The organism is Streptomyces sp. NPDC051907 (genome assembly GCF_040681075.1).
Taxonomy (GTDB): Bacteria; Actinomycetota; Actinomycetes; order Streptomycetales; family Streptomycetaceae; genus Streptomyces.
In genome coordinates, this window is the sequence record NZ_JBFAYB010000124.1 from 1 (window position 1) to 20,617 (window position 20,617).

Sequence of the window (20,617 nt, forward strand, 5' to 3'; positions counted from 1 at the left end):
CTGCGCCTGGGCGTCGGCCTGGTTCGCGCGGGCCGCGGCGGCCCGGGCCTTGGCACCGTCCTCGGCCGCCGCCGCGGCCGACTTCATCGCGGCGACCGACGAGCGGGCCGCGTCGGCGGAGGAACGGGCCGCTGCCGCCGCTGCCTTGAAGGCCGGAGCGACCTGCGCGTTGGCCCTGGTCGCCGCGGCCTCGGCGGCCTCGGCCGCCTTGACGGCCTCGGTCGCCCTGGCCTCGGCCTTGGCGACCTCCTCCTGGCCCATCTCCAGCGCGGCCTTGGCCACATCGGCGGCGAAGTCGGCGTTGACGTCGTTGCCGGCGAACGGCGCGGTCAGCAGGATCGCCGTGTTCGCCGGATCGGCGATACCGGCGGCCGTGGTGCGGGCGGACGTGGCGGCCTGGACGGCGATGCCCGCCTGCACCCGGGCCATGGCAGCCTCGCGGGTCGCGCCCTCGGCCTCCTCGCGAGTGCGGTTGGCGGCCTGGAGCGACTGGTTCGCCTCCATGGCCGCCAGGCCCGCCAGACGCGTGGCCTCATGCGCGGCGATGCCCGCTCGGGCCTCCTGCGCGGTCGCTTCCGCGGCCTTGGCGTTGGCCCGCTGGGTCGCCGCACGCGTCAGCGCCGCCTCGGACTCCGCCTTGTCAGCTGCGGCGTTCGCGGCGAAGGCGGCCGCCTCGGCCTTGTTGGCCGCCGCGTTGGCGCGCGCGGCGTGCGCGGTGGCCTCGGAGGCCGCCGCCCTCGCGCGGGCGGCCGCACCGGACGCCTCGATGGCCGCCTGGCGGGACCGCATCGCCGCACCGGACGCGCTGTCGGCCGCGCTGCGCGCCGACTCCGCGGCGGTCTTGGCGGCGTTCGCGTCCGACCGTGCCTCGGTGGCGGCGCTGCGCGCGGTCTCCGCGTACTCGGTCCCCTTCGCCTTCGCGGCCATCGCGTCGGTCGCCCTGGCGCGGGCCTCCTGCGCGTTGTGGGCGCGCTCGGCCTCCACCGCCTTGTTCCGGGCGTTACGGGCGTTGGTCTCCTCGCCCCGGGCCTTCTCGTCGGCCCCGGCCGCGATGCCTTCCTGGGTCTGGGCGTGCGCCCGCTTCTCAGCCGCGGTGGCAGCGGCGGTCTGGGCGTCGGCCCGCTTGGCGGAGGCCGTGCGCTGTTCGGCCTCGGCCCGCGCACGCGCCGCGGCCGCCCGGTCCCGCTCGATCTCGGCGCGTTTGCGTGCGGCGGCCGCCAGCTCGCGCTCCCGCTCGGCGATCACCCGCTGCTCGGAGGCGATCTTCGCCTGGCGCTGCGCCTCGATGCGGGCGTTGCGGGTCTTCTGCGCGTGCGCCCACGCCGATTTCTCCGCCTGCTCGGCCTCGATCCGCGCCTGGCGGGACTTGGTCGCCGCGTCCGCGGCGATCTTCGCCTGCTTCGCCGCGGCGGCCGCCAGCTGAGCCGCCGCCTTGGCGTGCTGCTCGGCGTTGGCACGCCACTTCTTGGCCTGCTGCTCGTGCAGCTCGGCCTGGTTCTGCGAGTTCAGCCCCGCAGCGTCGGCCGCGGTCGCGTCCACCGCGTGCTGCGCGGTCGCGGCCGCCGTGGCCGCCGCGTCGGCGGCCGCCGCGATGCCCGTGGCCACCTGCGACCACTGCACGCCGTGCGTCAGACCGGTCTCCACCAGCACATCGGCCTGCACCTTGGCCTGACCCGCCGCCACCTGCGCGGCCTTCGACGCCCCGTCCGCGATGCCCACCTGCCGGGCGATCTCGGTCTTCACCGGACCGTAGTCCGAGAGCCGCTTCCCGGCCCGGTCGGCGGCAAGCAGCCGGTCCGCCTCACGCGACTGCGCCGCAGCCGCGTTCATCGCGTTCGACGCTTCCTTCAGCGCCTTGACCGCACGGCCATGAGCCGCGATCAGCTTCGTACGGGCCTCAGCCGCGCGCGCCGTGTTCTCGGCGAGCTTGCGCAGCTTCTCGGCCGCCTCCAGGGCCTCCTTCTGCGCCTTCTCGTGCGCGGCCCGGTCGTCGGCGTCCTTCTGCGCGGCGAGGAGATAGCCCTTCTCCAGGAACTCGGCGATCGCCTTGTCGTCGTTGGTGGCCAGCGCCTCGGCTGCGGCCCGCTTGACCTCCGGGCCGCCGACCGCGACGAGCATCTCCACGCGCTTGCGGTTCTCCGCGGCGCGCTCCTGCTCGTTCTGCTCAGTCGCCTTGTCCCGCTGCCGCGCGATCTCCGCGCCGAACGCCAGGAAGTCCGCGCGGTCTCGGGCGTTGCCCTTCAGTACCCGCTCGACCTCCGCGTTGAAGAACGGCCCTCCGGCGCCGCGCATCGCCTCGATCTTCTTGCGGTTGGCGACGTCGGTCGCGTCCCGCTTGTCCTTCGCGCGCTGGCGCGCCTCGGCCTCACCGCGCTCCAGGAAGTCCCGGATCGCGTTCGGATCCGTACTCTCCAAAGCCTTCCGCGCGGCCTCGCGGACCTCCTCCTCCTCGTCGAACTCCGCGAAATCCTCGACCAGTTGACGGTCACGCTCGTCACTGAGCGCATCCAGCGAAGTACGCGCGGGAGGCGGGGCGGAGTCCGGCGCCCCCAGGCCCACGAGGAGCCCCACCGTCGCACTGCGGCCATCCGGCCTCCCGGGTGCGGCGGCAACGACCTCGCCCGCCACACCGCCCAGTACGGCCAGGGCGACTGCCGCCGACACCGCACTGCGCACGACGCGTGACACTCGACTGCGTCTCCTCCCGGCTCTGGGCCGGAAACTTCCCTTCACGGGAACCCCTCTTGTCAAAGAATCAATGAAATGGATCGAGAAAATGACATGGCGACACAGGGAACCCCCTGCTCGCACGGGGAAAGCAGGGGGATCGAAGGAGCATGAGGCGGCACAGCAGGCCGGGCTGCGGGAGCGCGTGGCTCGCGCGGCACGACTGCTGCGGAAAAGACTCTCCCTCTGTCGCCGGGTTTACAACGTCTCGGTTCGGGTTGAGCGGCGGCAGTGGCATGCCCTGCGCACATGGGCGAATGGACGCCGTACGGGGCAGGGCATCGGAATGCGGCGCACAACGAGCACGCGCGATTCCGTCAGCACGTATCGCCGCCGGTTGGAAAGGGGTTGAACCAAGGCGCAGCGCGGCCTCCATCACGGCCTGAGCGCGTGACAACCACTTGAGATTCCAGCGAAGAGCGCGCGGGAAGGGAGCTCGGCGTCAGCGGGCGAAGAAGTCCGTGACCACGGCGGCTTGTCGCGCCACGCCGTATCGCGAACCGAGAAATCCCCCGTCGCCCTTCAAGCCTGCGAAGACAGACCTGTGGATCACAATTCCCCCCAGTGCACACAGAATCATTCCGGGAATGTGATTGCCGAGGAAAGACTTCCCGGCCGGCCCCCGCCGTCACACTGCCCGGTCAAGCTGGTCATCAGCACCATAACTTGACTGCGCGGACCGATGCAATGGCCATCCGGTACGCCGACCGAGGGTCGACTGCATGGCCAGTAATTCCCTTGACCAGGACGGATATCAGTGGTCTTCCGCACTGGGCATCCGAATCCCTGGAGACCGCCGGGGACCCTATGACTTCGGCGGCTGGCCGGCCACCGCGACGACCGCCCGCATCGCCCCCGCCGTTCTCAACTCCCAAGGAGAATCCGGCGACGGGCGAACTCCTTCTGTACGGGACCGGGCTCGCCGAGCCCTCCCCCGCTCCCCCAGGCCGCCGGGCGGTCAGTGGTCGCCGGGCCGGGCGGGAGCGAGCGCGGCATCAGAGTCGTCGTCCTTTCTGTGCGCCGCCTCCCTGGGCTGCGGCACGGCGGGCTCGGGCAGGGAGCGGAACAACAGCCAGCTCAGAGCGGGCATGAGGATCAGCGGCGCCAGAGCGGTGCGCAGTGACGTGGCGTCGGCGACCCTGCCGATGAGGGGGCTGGCCAGACCGCCGATGCTGACGGTCAGACCGAGGGTGATCCCGCTGGCGGTGCCGACGCGCGTGGGCAGGTAGTCCTGCCCGAGCGTGACCTGGAGCGAGAACGGGACGTACAGGGCGACCGAGGTCAGCGCCACGAACACGTACAGCGCCGGGCCGGGTACGAACACGACCCCGGCGACGGACGCCACCGAGACCAGGTACGACCAGCGGGAGACGGTGACCCGGTCCCAGCGGCCGGCCAGCGAGCCGCCCAGGACGGAGCCCACCGCGCCGCCGATGTAGAGGACGAACAGCGCCGCGGTACCCGCCGCCCCGCTGCCGTCCATGCGCTGCTGCGCGTACAGCGAGACGAAGGTGCTCAGGCCGATGAAGACGATCGACCGGCAGACCACGGCCAGCGACAGCTTCACGAACGACGCCTTGTCGTCGCGCCCGACCGCCGCCGTGGAGGAGCCGCGGGAGCGCCGCCGCTCCAGTTCGCGCAGCACCGGCAGGCACAGCACGCTGCCGACGAGCGCCGGCACCGCCAACAGCGGCGTCAGTCGCAGGCCCCCGGTCGCGACGACGGCGGAGACCATGAGGGGCGCCGTAGCGAAACCGAGGTTGCCGCCCAGGGAGAACCAGCCCATCGCGCTGTGGCTGCCCCCGCTCGCGAGCCGGGCGACGCGGGCGGACTCGGGGTGATAGGCGGCGACGCCCACCCCGGACACGGCCACGAACGCGAGCGTCAGTCCGTACGAGCCGCTCACACCGCTCAGCGCGATGCCCACACCGCCGAGGACGGTGCTCAGCGGCAGCAGCCAGGGCATCGCCCAGCGGTCGGTGAGCACGCCGAACACCGGCTGTGCCACGGAGGACAGCACCGACGCGGCGAGCACGATGCCCGAGACCGCGGCGTAGCTGTAGGCCCGCTCGGCGACGAAGAAGGGGACGAGGGCCGCCACGGCGCCCTGGTAGACGTCGACGCAGGCATGGCCGACCGACAGCAGTGTGATCGCTCTGTTTCTTGGCACGTCACCCATGGTCTTCACCGAGCGTTGTGTCGTGCTTCCGATAAACTGCCAACCAATGACGGAAATCCGCCACGAACCGGTCGCGCCGACCCGTACGCAGCAGCTGGCTCCCGGCGCCGCGATCGACGCCCACCGGCATGACGACCACCAGATCGTCTACGCCGGTCGCGGAGTCCTGTCCGTCGCCACCAGCGCGGGCTCCTGGGTGGCGCCGGGCACCCGCGCCATCTGGGTGCCGGCCGGCACGGTCCACGCCCACCAGGCACACGGCGAACTCGAACTGCATCTGGTCGGGCTTCCCAAAAGCGAGAACCCGCTCGGGCTGGACACGCCGACCGTGCTGGCCGTCGGCCCCCTGCTGCGCGAGCTGATCCTCGCCCACACCCGCGGCCCCGACGACGGCAGTCCTGAACGCGCCCGGCTGCGGGCAGTACTCCTCGACCAGCTGCGGGCCTCGCCGCAGCAGCCGCTGCACCTGCCCGCGCCGACCGTCCCCCAACTCCAGGCGCTGTGCGCGATCCTGCGCGCCGACCCGGCCGACGACCGCACACTGGCCGCGCTGGGCAGAGAGGTCGGGGCGAGCGACCGCACGCTCTCTCGCCGCTTCAGAAGCGACCTCGGTATGACGTTCCCGCAGTGGCGCACCCAGCTACGCCTCCATCACGCCTTGGTCCTGCTGGCCGAGAACACGCCGGTGACGACCGTGGCGCATCTGTGCGGCTGGTCGTCCGCCAGCGCGTTCATCGACGTCTTCCGCCGCACCTTCGGCCACACCCCAGGCACACACCAGCCGCGGGATCACACCCGCTGAGTCCGTGCTGGAGAGGCGCCCTGCGTCCGGCCGCCCCGGCAGCCGGCCCGCGGCTGCACGCCCGGCGCCGTGCGGCGTTCTCCCTCCTTCGGCCGTCATCCCTGCGGGTGCGCACCGGATGCCCCCAGAGGCGCGGCACGCCAGGCTGCGGTCAAGGGCAGCCTTCACCGCACAGACGAGGACACCGAAGCATGTCCCACCTCCGCCATATCCGCGTCGTCACCGGGGCGGCACTGCTGCTGCTCACGGCCACGGCCTGCTCGGCCGGCAAGACCACCGTGGGCACGCTCAGCTTCCGCGCCCACGACTCCCTGGTCGAGCTCACATACTCGAACACCCCCGTCCAGGGCTGCCACAGGATCGGCCTCCCGCACGGCGCGGCCCACGTGGAGAACAACACCCTGGTCGACGTCATCATGTACCGGACTCCGAAGTGCCAGAAGTCCGACGAGGCTGACGGGATCTACGTCCCGATGTCCTCCTCGAACGTGACCGCCCCCGACACCCTGCCGTGGCGCAGCTTCTCCGTCGTTCATTGATTCTGTGTCGCCCACTGATCTCTGTCGCCCACTGACCGAATGCGCAGCCGGCGGGACGGCCAGGGGTCAGCGTCGGGGCGTTCCGCGGGGCGAGCCCAAGTCCCGGGAGAGGTTGCGCGCGGTGCCGCGGACCGCGACGGCCAGGTCCTGGCGCCGGTCGTCCGTCAGCAGACGCTCGAAGGGCCCGGTCACGGCGATGGCGCCCACCACGAGCCCGCTGTGGTCGAACACGGGCGAGGCGACGGCGGCCTCTCCGATCACGGCCTCCCGGTCCTCCAGGGCGTAGCCGACCTTGCGGGCCTCGTCCAGCTCCTTGGAGAGCTCGTCGCCGTCCTGCACGCTGGAGTCGGTCAGCGCCTCGAGCGGGCCGGCGAGCAGCTCGTCGTGCAGGGCCTGCGGCAGGTGGGCGACGACCGCCTTGCCGAGGGCGCAGGTGTTCCACGGGATGCTGCTGCCCACCTCGGAGATCTGCACGGGTCCCTCCGGACGGAAGGCGTGGTGCACCACCACGATCTCGCGTCCGGTGAGCACGCCCACCAGTACGGCCTCCCCCACCTGCGCGGCCAGAAGATCCGACCAGGCGAGCGACCGTGTGCGCAGTTCCTGCCCCTGGAGGTAGGCGCCGCCGAGGCGGAGCAGGTTGGGGCCGAGACGGTACTTGCCGGTCTCCTGGTCCTGGAGGACGAGGCCTTCGCCCTCCAGCGTCCGGAGCAGAGCGTGGGCCGTCGGCTTGGCAACGCCCAGACGGTCGGCGAGGTCGGTCACGCCCAGCCGCGGGCCGTCTGTGGCCAGCTCGCGCAGGATCTGGACCGCCCGCTGTACGGCCTGGACCATGAAAAGGTTCTCCCTTTCGCCGTGGGAGACCCCTGTTCGGCTCAGCCGCTCCCTTGAGTGGAATCCTACCCACGCGTAGCCCGGGCGACAGGCAGGTCCTGGGATCAGCGCTGCCGCGGCAGGCGCACCTCGTGGCAGCCGTGGCCGTTGTGGAGACCGAGCCGGATCAGTGTCCTGGCGAGCGTCTCGTCGTCCTCGATCGGCAGCGTCAGATAGCGCCCTCCGTCCGGGACAACGAGGGTCACCTCGTCCCGCGCGGGCGTGAGCGGGCCGCGGGAGGTCCGTGCATGGTGCAGCCATACCCCCTCGCCGAGGAAGGCCACGGCGTTCGATCGCATGGAGCCCCGCTCTGCGTTGTCGGGGTTGCGGGGTGCGGCGGGCAGCCCGGTGAAGGCGGCGGTGTCGAGCGTCAGGGCGAGCGTGGCGGGGAAGTCGGCCAGCGCGGCGAGGGCGTACTCGACGGCCTGGAGGCGTTCCTGCCGTATGCGCTCGGCTTCGAGGCGTTCTGCCTCGGAGTGTTCGAGCTGTGACTCGGCCTGTGCCCTGGCGAGGAAGCAGGAGGTGAAATGACGCAGTGCGAGGAGGGGAGGGAAAGGGGAGTGGAATGCGGTCATGAGGGGGTGGGAGCTCCTGTCGGTTCCGGTGTGTCGGCGGGGAGTGCGCCCGCCTGCGCGGGTACGAGTGCGAGGACTGTTCGTACGGCGGTCGTCATCCGCCCAGTCCCCCCTCGGGCAGCCACCGCGTGACCACGGCCGAGTCGGCGTGGACGTCCACGGACGCGTCGCGCCGGTGATCGCGGGCCGCCTTGCCGAGCGCCTCTTTCATGCTCCGCTTGACCGCCTTCTCGGGTGTGCGCGCCTGCACGACGAAGGTGTGGCTGCCCGAGCGGCCGTCTGGAGTGGTCATGGGGAGGGTGACACCCCACCACGCCTGGTTCTCGGACTCCATGGGGGCAGCGGTCACAACGAAGATCGGGTGAGTGGGCGTGCGGTGGCGGAACAAGGGAGTGGCTCCGGATTCAGTCGGCGGAGAGAGCGGATCCGGAAAGCGGCTGTGGCCTGTCGTCCAGATCCCGATGACCACCACAGTGGCCTCCGCCCCTGCGGCCGCGCGTCCCTCCGGGGGTGACACTCTCCGCCGCGGTACTCCCGCGGGTGTATGCGCCCAGGTGGCCAGCCGCCTCGAGCCGCAGGCCCCCGCGAGCCGCCGGCTCCCTCGAGCCCCGGGCGGGATCCTCAGTCGTCCGGTCCGGAGATCACCAGCCCGGTCTCGTAGGCGAGGATCACCAGCTGCACCCGGTCGCGTGCCTGCAGCTTGGTGATGATGCGGCTGACGTGGGTCTTGGCCGTCAGGGGCGAGAGCACCAGCTCGGCGGCGATCTCGTCGTTGGTCAGACCGCGGCCCACGAGCTCCAGGACCTCGCGCTCGCGGGCGCTGAGGCGCTCGAGCTCCTCGGCGCTCTCCCCGGTGCGCTGACGGTGATCGTGGGTCTGGTCGTGGACGAGGTGGCGCATGCGCTGAGGCAGTACGAGGCTGTCGCCGGCCACGACGGTATGGATGGCGGACAGCAGCTCGGACGGTGCGGTGTCCTTCATCAGAAAGCCGCTCGCGCCGGCGCGCAGGGCGGCGAAGACGTAGTCGTCGTGGCCGAAGGTCGTCAGCACCACCACTTTCACCGCCGCCAGGTCCGCGTCCGCGCAGATCTCCTCCGTGGCGGCGATGCCGTCCATGCCGGGCATCCGGATGTCCATCAGGACCACGTCGGGCCGCAGCGAGCGGGTCAGCTCGACCGCCTCGGCGCCCTCCGACGCGGCGCCCACCACCTCGAACCCTGGTTCGGAGTCGATCAGCACCTGGAAGCCGGCTCGGACCAGCTTCTGGTCGTCGGCCAGCAGTACCCGCAGCGTCATGAGGCCTCCGTGGGAATCTCCGCCGCGACCCGGAACCCCGAGCGCAGGGGACCTGCCTCCAGGGTCCCCCCGGCCGCGGTCACGCGCTCCCTCATCCCGCTCAGCCCCAGGCCGGTGCCGAGCGGTACCCACTCGGCCGTGCCGCCGCCGTCGTCGGTGACCACGACGGTCAGCCGTCGCTCGCCGAAGCCCAGCAGGACCTGCACCTGACTGCCCCGCCCCGCGTGCTTGACCACGTTCGTCAGGGCTTCCTGGACCAGCCGGTAGGCGGTGGCGCCCACGACGGCGGGCACCTCGCGCCGCTCGCCGCTCACCTCGTAGTCGACTTCGAGGCCTGCGGCGCGGGCGCGCTCCACGAGTGCGTCGATGTCGCCCAGACCGCTGACCGGGCTGACCGGCAGGGCGTTGGGGTCGGCCTGACGCAGCAGCCCCAGCGTGGCGCGGATCTCCTCCAGCGCCGTGCCGCTGGCGTCGCGGATCAGCATCAGGGACTCTCGTACCTGCTCGGGCTGGCGGTCGATCACATGGACGGCGACATTGGCCTGCACGTTGATCATCGCGATGCTGTGGCCGACGATGTCGTGCAGCTCCTGCGCGATGTGCAGCCGCTCCTCCCCCACCCGGCGCCGCGCCTCGGCCTCGCGCGACTCGGCGGCCTCGGCCCGGAACCGGCGCTGGTTGGTCACGGCGACGCCGATGGCGGGAGCAGCGACGAACCACCCCAGCTGCGTGCCGTTGCGGAGGTCGAACTCGGGTACGTGCCGTACGGCTTGCACGGTCACCAGCACGACGGCGACGCACGAGCCGGCGGTCAGCACCGTCGTCCGCATGGTCTTGGTCAGCCCCACGACGTACAGGCACACCAGGATCGGCAGAGCGGGCGGGAAGACGAGGGCGGTGAGGTAGATCGACCACACGACGGCGGCCAGGGAGGCGAAGAGCGCGGGCAGGGTCCACCGTCGGCACAACGGCAGCGGCGCGCAGCTCAGCGCCGCCGCTCCGGCCTCGGGACCCGTCGGCGCGATCCCTTCGACGAGGGCCGGGAACCCCAGCATCACCCCACACAGGGCGATCGCGCCCAGCCACGCTCTCGCCTGGTTCCGCATGCTGCCGACGCTAGTTCAGGACGGGCGCCGCCACGCGTCGACACCCGGCCGCCCGGGTGTCGACCGCCAGACGGTACGGCGTCCTCGCGCTCCGACTCGTGGTTCATCGTCGCGACGACGACAGTTCACTTGTTAGGTATTGCCGAATACTGTTCGGTGCATCTACCATCCGTCTGGCGACTGGGGTTCCGCTTGCTCGCATACTGGCTCGCATACCGGCGAGACGAACTCGCCGGCAGGGAGCCCCGCGCCACTCCGTCGGCAGCCCGAGCAGTGCGCGGCGCCTTACCCGAGCACGTAGGAGGCTCCGCCTTGAGCGGGAAACCGGTCGCCCAGCCGCTGTCCGAACTGTCGGACGGCGAACTCACCGCGATCTGGCTGAAGGGCAAGGACCGGAGCCAGTCCCACCGCGCGCTCGCCGAACTCGTCTCCCGGCACCGCACGAGCGTCTTCCGGTACGCCGGGCTCTGCACCACCCGGACGGCTACGGCGACGCGGCTGACCGGCGCGGCGTTCATCCGCGTACGGCGCCAGGCGCAGCGCGAGGGCGCCCGGCCCTTCGCCTGGCGTCCCGCGTTGCTCGTCGCGACGCTCAGGACGGCCGCCGATTGGGCCGCCCGTGGCCGCCACCAGGGCCTGGGGGACGCGTTCCTCGCGTGGCTGAGGGAAGAGGGGAACGCCCGCCTGGCCCGGGAGGGAGAGCGCGCATCCCTCGCCCGCCTCGCGTTCATGGACCTGCCCGAGCCCACCCAGAGCCTGGTCTGGCACGGGGCGGTCGAGGACGATCCTCCTGCGGTACTGGGCCGTCTGACCGGCCAGGACGCGGACGTCGCGGCCCGGCAACTGGCCCGGGCGCGGACGCTGTTCCGCGAAGCGTGTGTTCAGGCCCATCGCGCTCGCACCGGCGACACCTCGTGTGCGGCCTATGCGGGCCTGCTCGACGCGGCGACCCGTAACGCCGGCGTGCAGAGTCCGGCCGATCTGGCGCGGCATCTGCTGGAGTGCGCGCGATGCCGTTCGGCAGCCCGGGAACTGGCGCAGCATGGAGACCTGCTCGCCCCGGTCCTCGCGGAAGGCGTGCTGCCCTGGGGCGCCCGGCAGTATCTGCCGGCGCGTCTCGCGGGCGGCGAGGACCGCGAACGGGAGGACGATCAGAAAGGCGATCAGGAACCGGACGGCGACGGCTGGTCTCAGCAGGACTTCCAGTCCGTCAGCAACCCTGACCCCAGCAGCGCGGCGCAGCCTGCGGTCTCATCGTCGAGCCCGCACCCGCGCCCCGTTTGCCCGGCGCGCCCACGCGCTGGCGGGGTGACGGCGAGTTCCGTGCTCGCCGGTGTCGCCCTTCTGGCCACTGCGGCCTTGGGCACGGCGTTCCTCGCTTCAGAGGGGGACGACGGCCCCGGCTCCGTACAGCCGCCGACCGCCGCTCCATCCCGCGTGGAGGGATCGAGCGCACCGAACCCCGGACCGGATCCGAAGCCGACTCCGACCCCGACTGCGGACCCGAGCCCTGACGCCCCGCGTACGGAGTTGCGCAACGCCGCGACAGGACAGTGCCTCAGCCCCGCGGACGATGTCCCCGCGCCGCGGCAGACCGTGGTGAGCAGGCGGTGCACCGGCGTCGACAGCCAGCGGTGGATCCTCGGCGCGGACGCCTTGGTGCGCAACGGGGCGGACCCCGGCCTGTGCCTGGGTCCGCTCGCCGGCGACAGCGTGCTGCTGCTCCCCTGCGACGGCGATTCGCGCATCGACCCGCGTCAAGACCTGCGGGTCGAGTGGAACTTCCGCGGAGAGCTCACGCCGTACGCCGCTCGCCACTTGGTGATCGCCCCCGTCCCCTCGACGGGGGCGGACCCCGTCGCTCTCGAGCCGCGCGACGGGACGCCCTCGCAGACCTGGCTCGGAGGCCGTCCGATCAGCCTGACGCCCAGGACCCGCTAGCCCTCGGCGCACTGCTGATCTGAGCAGAGAGGCGAGGGACGCGACACGCCCCCTCGATCACGACCTCTGTCTCGACCCGGCCATCACCAGGGCCGCCGCGGCCGTGACCGTCCGACCGGCCGTCAGCATCGTTGCCGCCAGCGCCCCGGACGCGGCGACGACGGCGACGCCGACGGAGAGCAGAACGCGCTGAGGGTCGTAGCTCACGGACCCGGGCACCGCCATGGCGGCCATGCCGATGTAGTGCATCGCCGCTATACCGACTCCGCAGACGACGCCCCCGCCGAGAACCGTGAGCCAGGACGGCCGGAGCGCGATGGCGAGAATCCCCAGCCCGACGATCGCTATGGCGACGACCATGCTCAGTGCCGTCAGCGGCACGTCGTACCGCGGGGTGATTCCGTTCGGGCTGTAGCCGAGCATGGCGATGAAGTGCATGCCCCAGATCCCGCAGCCGAGCGCGACCGCGCCTCCGAGCAGCCAGTTCCAGCCATGGCGCGGCCCGCGCGTCAGCAGCCGACGCGTGCAGGCGAGCCCGAGAACGGACCCGACGAACGCGTTGGCGTAGGCCAGCACCGGGTAGATCGGCGAGGTGAACAAGGCGTGGCCATGAGACATGAGGGCCCCCGGATCGTTCTCTATGGATGCGAACAGCGTCGTTGCTCTGTCATCACCGGGAGAACAGGCGGGCAGGGCGACTTGGGGTCCGCCACCGTTCTGTTCGCTGCGCGCCCTCGAGTGCGGCCCGGTCGATCACATCGTCACGCTGTTCGGTAGAACATAGCATCGAGGGTTGATCCACTGAACAGCGTTCCGAAAGAGGCCGCCGAGCGTATGCCTCGTGGTCTCGTCGCCCGACCTGCTCCGACGGGGCGCGCCTGCGCTGCCGGCTCTCCAGCACGGGCGCCGCGACGACTGCACCGCGACAGGGCCGACCTGAGACTCGGCGGCGGCTTCAGCCGAGGCATCGCCTCCGGCTCCCCGAGCAGCGCGGACACGACAGTGCGGCTGTGCGTCCACGCCTGCGCGATCGGCGTTGTCAGTGGTCGCCAGTAAGTTCAGCGGTGTCTCGCCGTTGTGGCGCAGAAGCCCCTTTGGTGCATAGGAGATGGTGCGTTGTCAGACTGGGAGAGGTCGAGCACGGCACGGGTGATACCGCCCGCACGGCCGCGCAAGCTCGCCAAGGTCCCGTTCGTCGAGCTGGCCGACGGACGCTTGCAGGGTGTGGTGTCCAGCGGCTCGGACATCGAGCGGGTGTACGTGTCGTCGGTCGCGGCCGGCGCCTACGCGTTCGCCTGCAGCACGAACAACAACCGTCCCTGCGGCGGCGCGCGGGGCTCGTTCTGCAACCACATCCGGGCCCTGATCAACGAGGCGGTGCTGCAGTACGGCGCCGAGCGCGTCGCCCGCTATCTGAGGGTCGACACCGTGGGCGGGGAGCCGAGCGCGCAGAGCATCGCCGCCGACATGAGCAGCACGCGTCCGTCACAGGGGGACACCACGGCCGCCGCACCCGTCTTCAGCCGGTTCCTGCGCCACCTGGCGTACCTGGAACTCGCGCCGACCACCGCTCCATTGCCGGAGATGCAGTGGTTCCCGCCGACCAGGGCGGCGGCATGATGCGCGCCGACCTGCTCGTCGAGACCATCGCCGGGCTCGACGAAGCCCTGGCAGCCGTCGACGCCTTCGACCAGGCGCTGGTCACCGGACTGCTCCGGCCTCCGTCGGCCCAGGCCGCCGGCCTCGCCGAGTTCGCCCAGGCCGTGGCGGGCACGCCGCTGGCCGCAAGGGTCGCCGAGGCGGCCGAGAAGACGGTGGCCGGCACCGCGGGCGAGGATCACTTCGTCGCTCTCGCCGCTGCCCGCACCGCGCTGCTCGGCTCCGTCCACGACGCGCTGACGACGCGCGTCGACGAGGCGACCGGTCGGTCCCGCGACGAGGAGACCGTCGCGACGCCCGACGGGCAGCAGACGGCGAACCTGCTGGTCGCCGCCCGCTCCTGGCTGTCCGATCTGGCGCGCTGCGGATGGCGGGGCATCGACCACGAGGTGGTCTCCGGGTCGGCGCCGGTCGTCTCCGCGATGCTTCCCGACCCGGCCCTGCGCCGTCTGGCGACGCTCCTGGACGGTTTCGCCGCCGAGCTCGCCGCGTCCTGTCCGGGCGCCTCCCTGGAGTGCGTACCGGCACGCCGTTGGGCCGACCTGTGGTCGCGGGCGATGCTGCTGACGCTGACCGGTGCGGCCGACGCGCCGGTGACCGGCCGGGCCACCGGCCGCCTCCTGCCTCTCGGCGTCGACGTGCAGGAGCACGCGACGGCCGCACAGGCACAGGTCCACGCGGTGTTCGAGCCCGCGGACGGCGGCGCGCCCCGACTGGTGCGCGCCAGCGTGTCGGCGCCGAAGCCCGACACGGTCGTCGGAGCCGGCCTCTGGCAGCTGCTCCGCCCGCACATGTCGCTCCTGGCAGCCGTCAGCGAAGGCCGTTCCATGGAGGTCGCCGGCATGCCGATCACCGCGGAGGGCGATCTGATCTGGGGCGACGAGCACGCACGCCCCAGCGAGCCGGCCGACGCGTTCGCCACCGCTCGGGTGGCCCTGTCCACCGCGTCCGCCGCGGCGACCGCTCCCCTCGACCGGCACCCGGCGCGCATCGCCGTTCCCGTCTTCCTGGAGGGCTACACCGCTCAAAAGGACGATGACGCCCTGACGTTCGCGCTCGCGGGACACCGCCTGGCCGTCGACGCGGACCGCATTCCGACCGCCGGGCCTCTCACTCCCGAGGCCGTCGCGGCGTCGAGCGCGTGCATCGGGCTGCTCCGCTGGGACGCCGGGACGTTCGTCGTCCAGCCGCTCGCCGTCGAGACCACCGTGCGGAAGAAGTCTGTCGCGGTCCACGCCGGGGCGTGGGCCGGGGGCACCACCGACAAGGCGGGCGTCAAGGCCGAGAAGGCCGCCACCGACGCGGCGGCGGTGCTGCGCGAGCGCGCCGGAAGGCTGTTGCGGAAATGACCGGACACAACTCCGAGGTCGCCTCGCACGACAACCGCCGGCAAGTCCTGTACTGGCGGCTCCTCGCCCAGCTCTTCGACCCCGAGGAGCAGGCGTCGCTGGAGTCGGCGAGCCTCGCCGTCGTCGAGGACATCGGCCTGCCGCCCGCGCTGCTGGACCCGCAGGCGTCCGTCGACTCGGTCGTGCAGCGCCACCCCGAGCTGGCCGCCGAGTTCGACGGCCTGATGGCGCCCGAGCCCGAGCCGAAGCCCCGCCCCGAGCCGGGATCCGAGGGATCAGAGCCCGAGTCGGACTCCGAGCCTGTGTCCGAGGCCGATCCTGCGTCCGAGGCCGACCCTGCGCCAGACGACGACAACGGCGAGGACGAGGGCGACCCGGACGACGGACGTGACCGAGCCGCCGAGGTGCGGCGCGCGGCGCTCGTGTCGAAGGTGCTGCTCAACGTCTTCGCCTCCGGCTCCGGCACGGTCACCGCCGGGCAGCTGTCACGCTGGCAGTCCGACGCCGGCTGGCTGGAGCGGGCGCTCGGCTGCAAGCCCGGGGAGCTGCGCGGCGGTCGCGGCGCAGGATCCGGCGTCAGCCCGACCGGCACCGGCGGCCGTGGTACGACGCCCGACCTCAGCCGGTTGATTCCGGCGATCGGCCCGGAGCTCGGCGCCATCGAAGCCGACCTCGTCAAGCGGATGCGCCTGCGCGAGGTGCTCGCCGATCCGAAGCTCGCCGCACAGCTGACCCCGAGCATGTCGCTGATCGAGCAGCTGCTGCGCGACAAGGACAACCTGTCGGGCGTGGCGCTGGCCAACGCCAAGGCCCTCATCCGCCGCTTCGTCGACGAGGTCGCCGAGGTGCTGCGCACCCAGGTGGAGAAGGCCACGGTCGGCCCCCTCGACCGCTCGGTCCCGCCCAAGCGGGTATTCCGCAACCTGGACGTCGACCGCACGATCTGGAAGAACCTCACCAACTGGAGCCCCGAAGAGGAGCGGCTCTACGTCGACCGCCTCTACTACCGGCACACCGCGCGCAAGACGACGCCCCAGCGGCTGATCGTGGTCGTCGACCAGTCGGGCTCCATGGTCGACTCGATGGTCAACTGCACCATTCTGGCGTCGATCTTCGCCGGGCTGCCGAAGGTGGACGTCCATCTGATCGCGTACGACACACAGGCTCTCGATCTCACGCCGTGGGTGCACGACCCCTTCGAGACCCTGCTGCGCACCAACCTCGGCGGCGGCACCGACGGCACCGTCGCCATGGCGCTGGCCCAGCCGAAGATCGCCGAGCCGCGCAACACCGTCGTGGTGTGGATCTCGGACTTCTACGAATGGCAGAGCGAGCCGCTGTTCGACAGCATGACCGCCATCCACCGCTCGGGCGCCAAGTTCATCCCCGTCGGCTCGGTGACCAGCTCCGGCCGCGGCAGCGTCAACCCGTGGTTCCGGGAGCGCTTCAAAGACCAGGGGACGCCGGTGCTCTCCGGCCACATCCGCAAGCTCGTCCACGAACTCAAGACGTTCCTCGCTTAGAAAGGCCCTGATATGTCCGACCTGTTGCGCGCCCCCGCCGAGATCAAGTACGCCGAGGAGCTGGCCTGGCTGGAGTCCGTCGACGACGGTCCCAAGCCGTTCTCCTGGCGGCTGTCCCCGAAGATGGTCCGCCTGTTCATCCTGGGGTCCGAGCGCTCCGACGGCCTCGACCGGGAGATCACCCAGAAGTGGTACGGCGACCGCAGTTTCGTCGAGCGCTCCATCGTCACGCTGGCCTCCGACCGCGGCCTCCTGCTGATCGGTGACCCGGGAACGGGCAAGAGCTGGCTTGCCGAGCTGCTGTCCGCCGCGATCTGCCGCAACTCCACTCTGGTGGTGCAGGGCACGGCCGGCACCACCGAGGACCACATCAAGTACTCCTGGAACGTGTCCATGGTCATCGCCAAGGGCCAGTCGCGGGAGTCGATGATCCCCTCGCCGATCATGACCGCGATGGAGTCGGGCGCGATCGGCCGGTTCGAGGAGCTCACCCGCTCCACCAGCGACGTCCAGGACGCGCTGATCTCGATCCTGTCGGAGAAGTACATCTCGGTCCCGGAGCTGGACAGCGACAACATCGTCTTCGCCAAGCCCGGCTTCTCCATCATCGCCACGGCCAACAGCCGCGACCGGGGCGTCAACGATCTGTCCTCCGCGCTCAAGCGCCGCTTCAACTTCGTCCGCATCCCGGTGGTGACGAACAAGAAGAGCGAGGAGGAGATCGTCCGCTTCCGCACCGAGGAGCTGCTGCGCCGTCACCAGATAGAGCTGGACGTGCCGCCGACGCTGCTGGACGTGCTGCTGCAGAGCTTCGGCGATCTGCGCGCCTCCGCGGCGTCGGCGGGCAGCGACGACGAGAAGCTGGAGTCGGCCCTGTCGACCGCCGAGCAGATCGGCGTGCTCGAGGACGCGATCTTGCACAGCAACTTCTTCGGCGAGCGCGAGCTCACCGCCCGTACGCTCGCCTCCTCCCTCGTCGGGTCGCTGGCCCGGCGAGAGCCGGAGGACCTGGCGATCCTCAACAAGTATCTGCACGGCGTCGTCGAGCCGCGCAGCAAGGAAGAGGGCGGCTCCTGGCCGGAGTTCCTGGAGGGCGGTCGCGACGCGATCGCCACCCTGTCATGAGCCCCGTACAGGAGGGGACGGCCTTCGAGGCGCTGCGCGCTCAGCTGCAGGAGGCCGCCACGGCGTTCGCCGACGGGCCCGACGCGCTGGAGGGCATCCTGCTCGGGATCGTCGACGACGTCGACCGCGCGGTGCGCGAGCCACTGGAGATCTTCCCGGTCTGCCACCACTCGCCGGCCTCGGCGATCGCGATGGCGCGGCGGCTGCGCGAGAAGCAGCCGAAGGTCGTGTACCTGGAGCTGTGCGAGGACATGGCGCCGCTCCTGTCCGAGCTGCGCAACTGCCGGCTCCCGGTGGCGGTGCAGGCGTTCGCCAGCGAGGTCCAGGGCTTCCCGGCCGAGTGGGCGCCGCTGTCGGTCGTCGCGCCCATCACCGAGGCGTCGGCCGAATACCAGGCGATCGCCTACGCACTGGACACCCCGGGCGTCGAGCTGGTCCTCGTCGACCGCTCCTCGGACCATGTTTTCCAGTGGCAGGCGCGCGGGGAGCAGTCCGCCGAGGCCGCCGATCCGGACGCGCCGCCGGCCGAGGAGGAGGCCGCGCTGCACGGCGACGCGGTGGGCGTGGAGCTGGGCGACATGCGGCCGCGCTTCGCGGAGCTGGAGGAGCATCTGCTGCACCACGGCCGGGTGCGGCACTGGTCGGAGTGGTGGCACCAGTACGTCGAGCTGCCGCTCGGGGACAGCGACCACGACACCTACCGGCAGGTGATGCTGCTGATCGGCAGCCTGTTCCGGCGTCTGGCGCCCGGGGATCCCGAGCGGGTGCGCGTGGACGAGGACCGCGAGCGCTATATGTGGACCAGGATGCGCGAGCACCTCGCCGCCTCCGGGGCCGACCCCGCGGACTGCCTCTACGTCTGCGGAGCGTTCCACGCGTCCAGCCGTGTCGCGGAGTTCGGCGTCCACGGCGCCGACACCTTCGAGATCAGCCCGCCCAGTGCGAGCACCTGGCAGCACGGCCTCATCCCGTCCAGCCATGGGGCGATCGAGGCGCAGTTCGGCCTCGCCGCCGGCTCCGTGTCGATCGCCGCCACCCAGTGGGCGAAGAACGTCAAGCGCACACGGGTGCAGCCGTTCCGGCTCGTGGGGCAGGCCGGGGCGAAGAAGGCCGCGAAGCCGAGGAAGACCGCGGCGCCAGCCGTTCCCGCAGGGGCGGACACGACCGCGGGCGAGCCCATGGACAAGCTCTCCGGCTTCCTGCAGCGCCCGCCCGTCCTGGACCGCCTGGACGAGGCCGAGCTGCTCGGCTGGTCGGTGGAGATCGTGCGCGCGGCCCGCCGCAACGGCTACCTCGCCTCCACCGCCGACGCCATCGCGGTATTCGAGACGTCGATCCTGCTCGCCGGGATGCGCGATCGGGCCAAGCCCACGCCGTACGACTTCCAGGACGCGGCGATCACCTGCATCGAGAAGGACTCCGTGCCGGGCCGGCGCGACGTGCGCCGCCTCGTGGAGATCATGATGGGCGGCGACCGGATCGGCCAGGTCGGCTACGACGCGCTGCCGCCGCTGGCACGCGATGTGCACGACCGGCTCGCCCCGCTGAACCTGAAGCTGCAGCAGCGCGGTGTGCAGCGGGCGCTGCTGGACATGGCCTCCCAGCCGGAACTGGAGCAGTGCTCCGACGTGCTGTGGATGCTGCGCCATCTGATGCCCCACGGCGCGGCGCGGCCGATCATGGGCGAGCGGCGGCTCGGCGAGCGGCCGATCCAGGAGTCATGGGACCTCGCGCTCGGCACCCATCAAAGGGCGCTGATCGAACTCGGCTACGAGGGCGTCAGCATCGAGCAGGTCCTCGAGCAGCGCCTGCGGCGCAGCGCGTACGACGCGCACGCGACCACGGCGACCGTCCTTCAGGCCGTCGAGGACGCCACGCTGTATCTGCGCAGCCGCCGCCTCTCCGACGAACTGGGCACCCGCGCCCTGGAGGTCCTGGCGACGGAGCGCAGCGTCGACGGAGCACCGGAGGTGCTCCGTCGGGTGCGCCGGCTGCTGGCGTACTACCGGACCAGCGAGCCGACGCTGCCGGCGTGGATCGAGTCCTTCGTCAAGACGGGCTACGCGCACTACTGCACTCTGCTGCCGACGGCGTTCACCGACGAGGACGCGACCGTCCGGCAGGTGGCCGCCATGCTGGGCTTCCTGTTCAGCATGGAGAGCCTGGCGCTGTCGCTCGGCTGCGACCGTACGCAGCTGGAGCTGGCGTTCGCGCAGTCGCATCCGCAGGAGCCGCCCAAGGTGGCGCTGCTGTGGGCGGCCGAGGTGCAGCTCGGGCAGCGCTCCCGTGCCGACCTGCGGGCGCGGTGCGACGAACTGCTGGGCAACCCCCTGGTGGTGCCAGCCTATCCGCGCTATCTCAGCGGATTCCTGCACGCGCTCGAGCCGGTGCCGCAGCTGGCGGACTTCGTCGTGGAGGCGGTCTCGAACGCGTTCGCGCGGCTGCCGGATCCGGTGCTGCTGCCCTGGCTGCCGACCCTGATCACCACCTTGCGGTCCGACGGCGCCGAGTTGGCGCCGCTGCTGATCCGTGAGGCCGGACGGGTCTTCCCCGGCCGGCTGGCGGCCCTGGACGCGTGGACGCCGCCGTGGGAGGACCTGCCGGACGCGGCTGCGCTGCCGATGGCAGGCCGCGCAACCGGGGGGAACGGCGCCGTGCTGCTCGCCGCTCATCCGGCGACGTGCGATGCGCTGGCGGATCTGCTGGGCTGCGACGGCACGTGGGAGACGGCGAGTCCCGCCCCGTCGGGCGCGGCGCTCGTCGGTCGCCACCCGGACACAGCGGAGGCGCTGGGGGTGCTGCTGGCCGGCTGACGACATAGGCGAGACAAGCCCGCTGGCCCACGGCGCCGGATCCGCGTCCCGCGGCAACGGCAGCCAGTGGGGGGCGGCCCCTCGACTGCGCCCGGCTGCGGCGGACTCAG

At 71.8% G+C, this 20,617-nt stretch carries 16 protein-coding genes; 8 read left to right on the plus strand and 8 right to left on the minus strand.

Annotated elements, in window-relative coordinates:
- A partial coding sequence (locus AB0M39_RS37165) for a hypothetical protein (RefSeq protein ID WP_365372107.1) occupies positions 1-2,688 on the minus strand: 2,688 nt, incomplete at its 3' end.
- A gap of 997 nt (positions 2,689-3,685) precedes the next feature.
- Complete coding sequence (locus AB0M39_RS37170; protein WP_365372110.1) at positions 3,686-4,897, minus strand: MFS transporter; 1,212 nt, start codon at positions 4,895-4,897, stop codon at positions 3,686-3,688.
- 55 nt (positions 4,898-4,952) lie between these two features.
- On the opposite strand from AB0M39_RS37170, the gene AB0M39_RS37175 reads away from it, so the two are divergent.
- Positions 4,953-5,708 carry a helix-turn-helix transcriptional regulator gene (locus AB0M39_RS37175; RefSeq protein ID WP_365372113.1) on the plus strand — a complete coding sequence of 252 codons (756 nt, stop codon included), beginning with the start codon at positions 4,953-4,955 and terminating at the stop codon, positions 5,706-5,708.
- Between the two features lie 191 nt (positions 5,709-5,899).
- Complete coding sequence (locus tag AB0M39_RS37180; RefSeq protein ID WP_365372116.1) at positions 5,900-6,247, plus strand: hypothetical protein; 348 nt, start codon at positions 5,900-5,902, stop codon at positions 6,245-6,247.
- A gap of 66 nt (positions 6,248-6,313) precedes the next feature.
- Here the strand turns inward: AB0M39_RS37180 and AB0M39_RS37185 are convergent, their stop codons facing one another.
- The 5 genes from AB0M39_RS37185 to AB0M39_RS37205 form a co-directional block, all read right to left on the minus strand.
- Positions 6,314-7,081 (minus strand): IclR family transcriptional regulator, encoded by a 768-nt coding sequence (locus AB0M39_RS37185; RefSeq protein WP_365372119.1) that lies wholly within the window; start codon positions 7,079-7,081, stop codon positions 6,314-6,316.
- Between the two features lie 104 nt (positions 7,082-7,185).
- The gene (locus AB0M39_RS37190) at positions 7,186-7,695 is read right to left on the minus strand and encodes a hypothetical protein (protein ID WP_365372122.1); all 510 of its coding nucleotides are present in this window, start codon (positions 7,693-7,695) and stop codon (positions 7,186-7,188) included.
- A gap of 94 nt (positions 7,696-7,789) precedes the next feature.
- Complete coding sequence (locus AB0M39_RS37195; RefSeq protein WP_365372125.1) at positions 7,790-8,044, minus strand: hypothetical protein; 255 nt, start codon at positions 8,042-8,044, stop codon at positions 7,790-7,792.
- A gap of 272 nt (positions 8,045-8,316) precedes the next feature.
- The gene (locus tag AB0M39_RS37200; RefSeq protein ID WP_365372127.1) at positions 8,317-8,991 is read right to left on the minus strand and encodes a response regulator transcription factor; all 675 of its coding nucleotides are present in this window, start codon (positions 8,989-8,991) and stop codon (positions 8,317-8,319) included.
- Positions 8,988-10,097 (minus strand): histidine kinase, encoded by a 1,110-nt coding sequence (locus AB0M39_RS37205; RefSeq protein ID WP_365372130.1) that lies wholly within the window; start codon positions 10,095-10,097, stop codon positions 8,988-8,990. Before AB0M39_RS37205 ends, AB0M39_RS37200 begins: the two co-directional genes overlap by 4 nt.
- A 312-nt stretch (positions 10,098-10,409) precedes the next feature.
- On the opposite strand from AB0M39_RS37205, the gene AB0M39_RS37210 reads away from it, so the two are divergent.
- Positions 10,410-12,038: a ricin-type beta-trefoil lectin domain protein gene (locus AB0M39_RS37210; protein ID WP_365372132.1), complete on the plus strand. Its 1,629-nt coding sequence runs from the start codon at positions 10,410-10,412 to the stop codon at positions 12,036-12,038.
- A 57-nt stretch (positions 12,039-12,095) separates the two neighbouring features.
- Here the strand turns inward: AB0M39_RS37210 and AB0M39_RS37215 are convergent, their stop codons facing one another.
- Positions 12,096-12,656 carry an MHYT domain-containing protein gene (locus tag AB0M39_RS37215; protein WP_365372135.1) on the minus strand — a complete coding sequence of 187 codons (561 nt, stop codon included), beginning with the start codon at positions 12,654-12,656 and terminating at the stop codon, positions 12,096-12,098.
- 498 nt (positions 12,657-13,154) lie between these two features.
- On the opposite strand from AB0M39_RS37215, the gene AB0M39_RS37220 reads away from it, so the two are divergent.
- The 5 genes from AB0M39_RS37220 to AB0M39_RS37240 are packed head-to-tail and all read left to right on the plus strand — an operon-like array spanning position 13,155 to position 20,507.
- A complete protein-coding gene (locus AB0M39_RS37220; protein ID WP_365372138.1) occupies positions 13,155-13,658 on the plus strand; it encodes a hypothetical protein in 504 nt (167 codons plus the stop codon).
- Complete coding sequence (locus tag AB0M39_RS37225; protein ID WP_365372141.1) at positions 13,628-15,046, plus strand: hypothetical protein; 1,419 nt, start codon at positions 13,628-13,630, stop codon at positions 15,044-15,046. Before AB0M39_RS37220 ends, AB0M39_RS37225 begins: the two co-directional genes overlap by 31 nt.
- Complete coding sequence (locus tag AB0M39_RS37230) at positions 15,043-16,569, plus strand: VWA domain-containing protein (protein WP_365372143.1); 1,527 nt, start codon at positions 15,043-15,045, stop codon at positions 16,567-16,569. The genes AB0M39_RS37225 and AB0M39_RS37230 overlap by 4 nt, the downstream gene beginning before the upstream one ends.
- A gap of 12 nt (positions 16,570-16,581) precedes the next feature.
- Complete coding sequence (locus AB0M39_RS37235; protein ID WP_365372146.1) at positions 16,582-17,694, plus strand: AAA family ATPase; 1,113 nt, start codon at positions 16,582-16,584, stop codon at positions 17,692-17,694.
- Entirely contained in the window at positions 17,691-20,507 is a 2,817-nt protein-coding gene (locus AB0M39_RS37240) for a hypothetical protein (RefSeq protein WP_365372149.1), read from the plus strand. Before AB0M39_RS37235 ends, AB0M39_RS37240 begins: the two co-directional genes overlap by 4 nt.
- Positions 20,508-20,617: the final 110 nt, after the last annotated feature.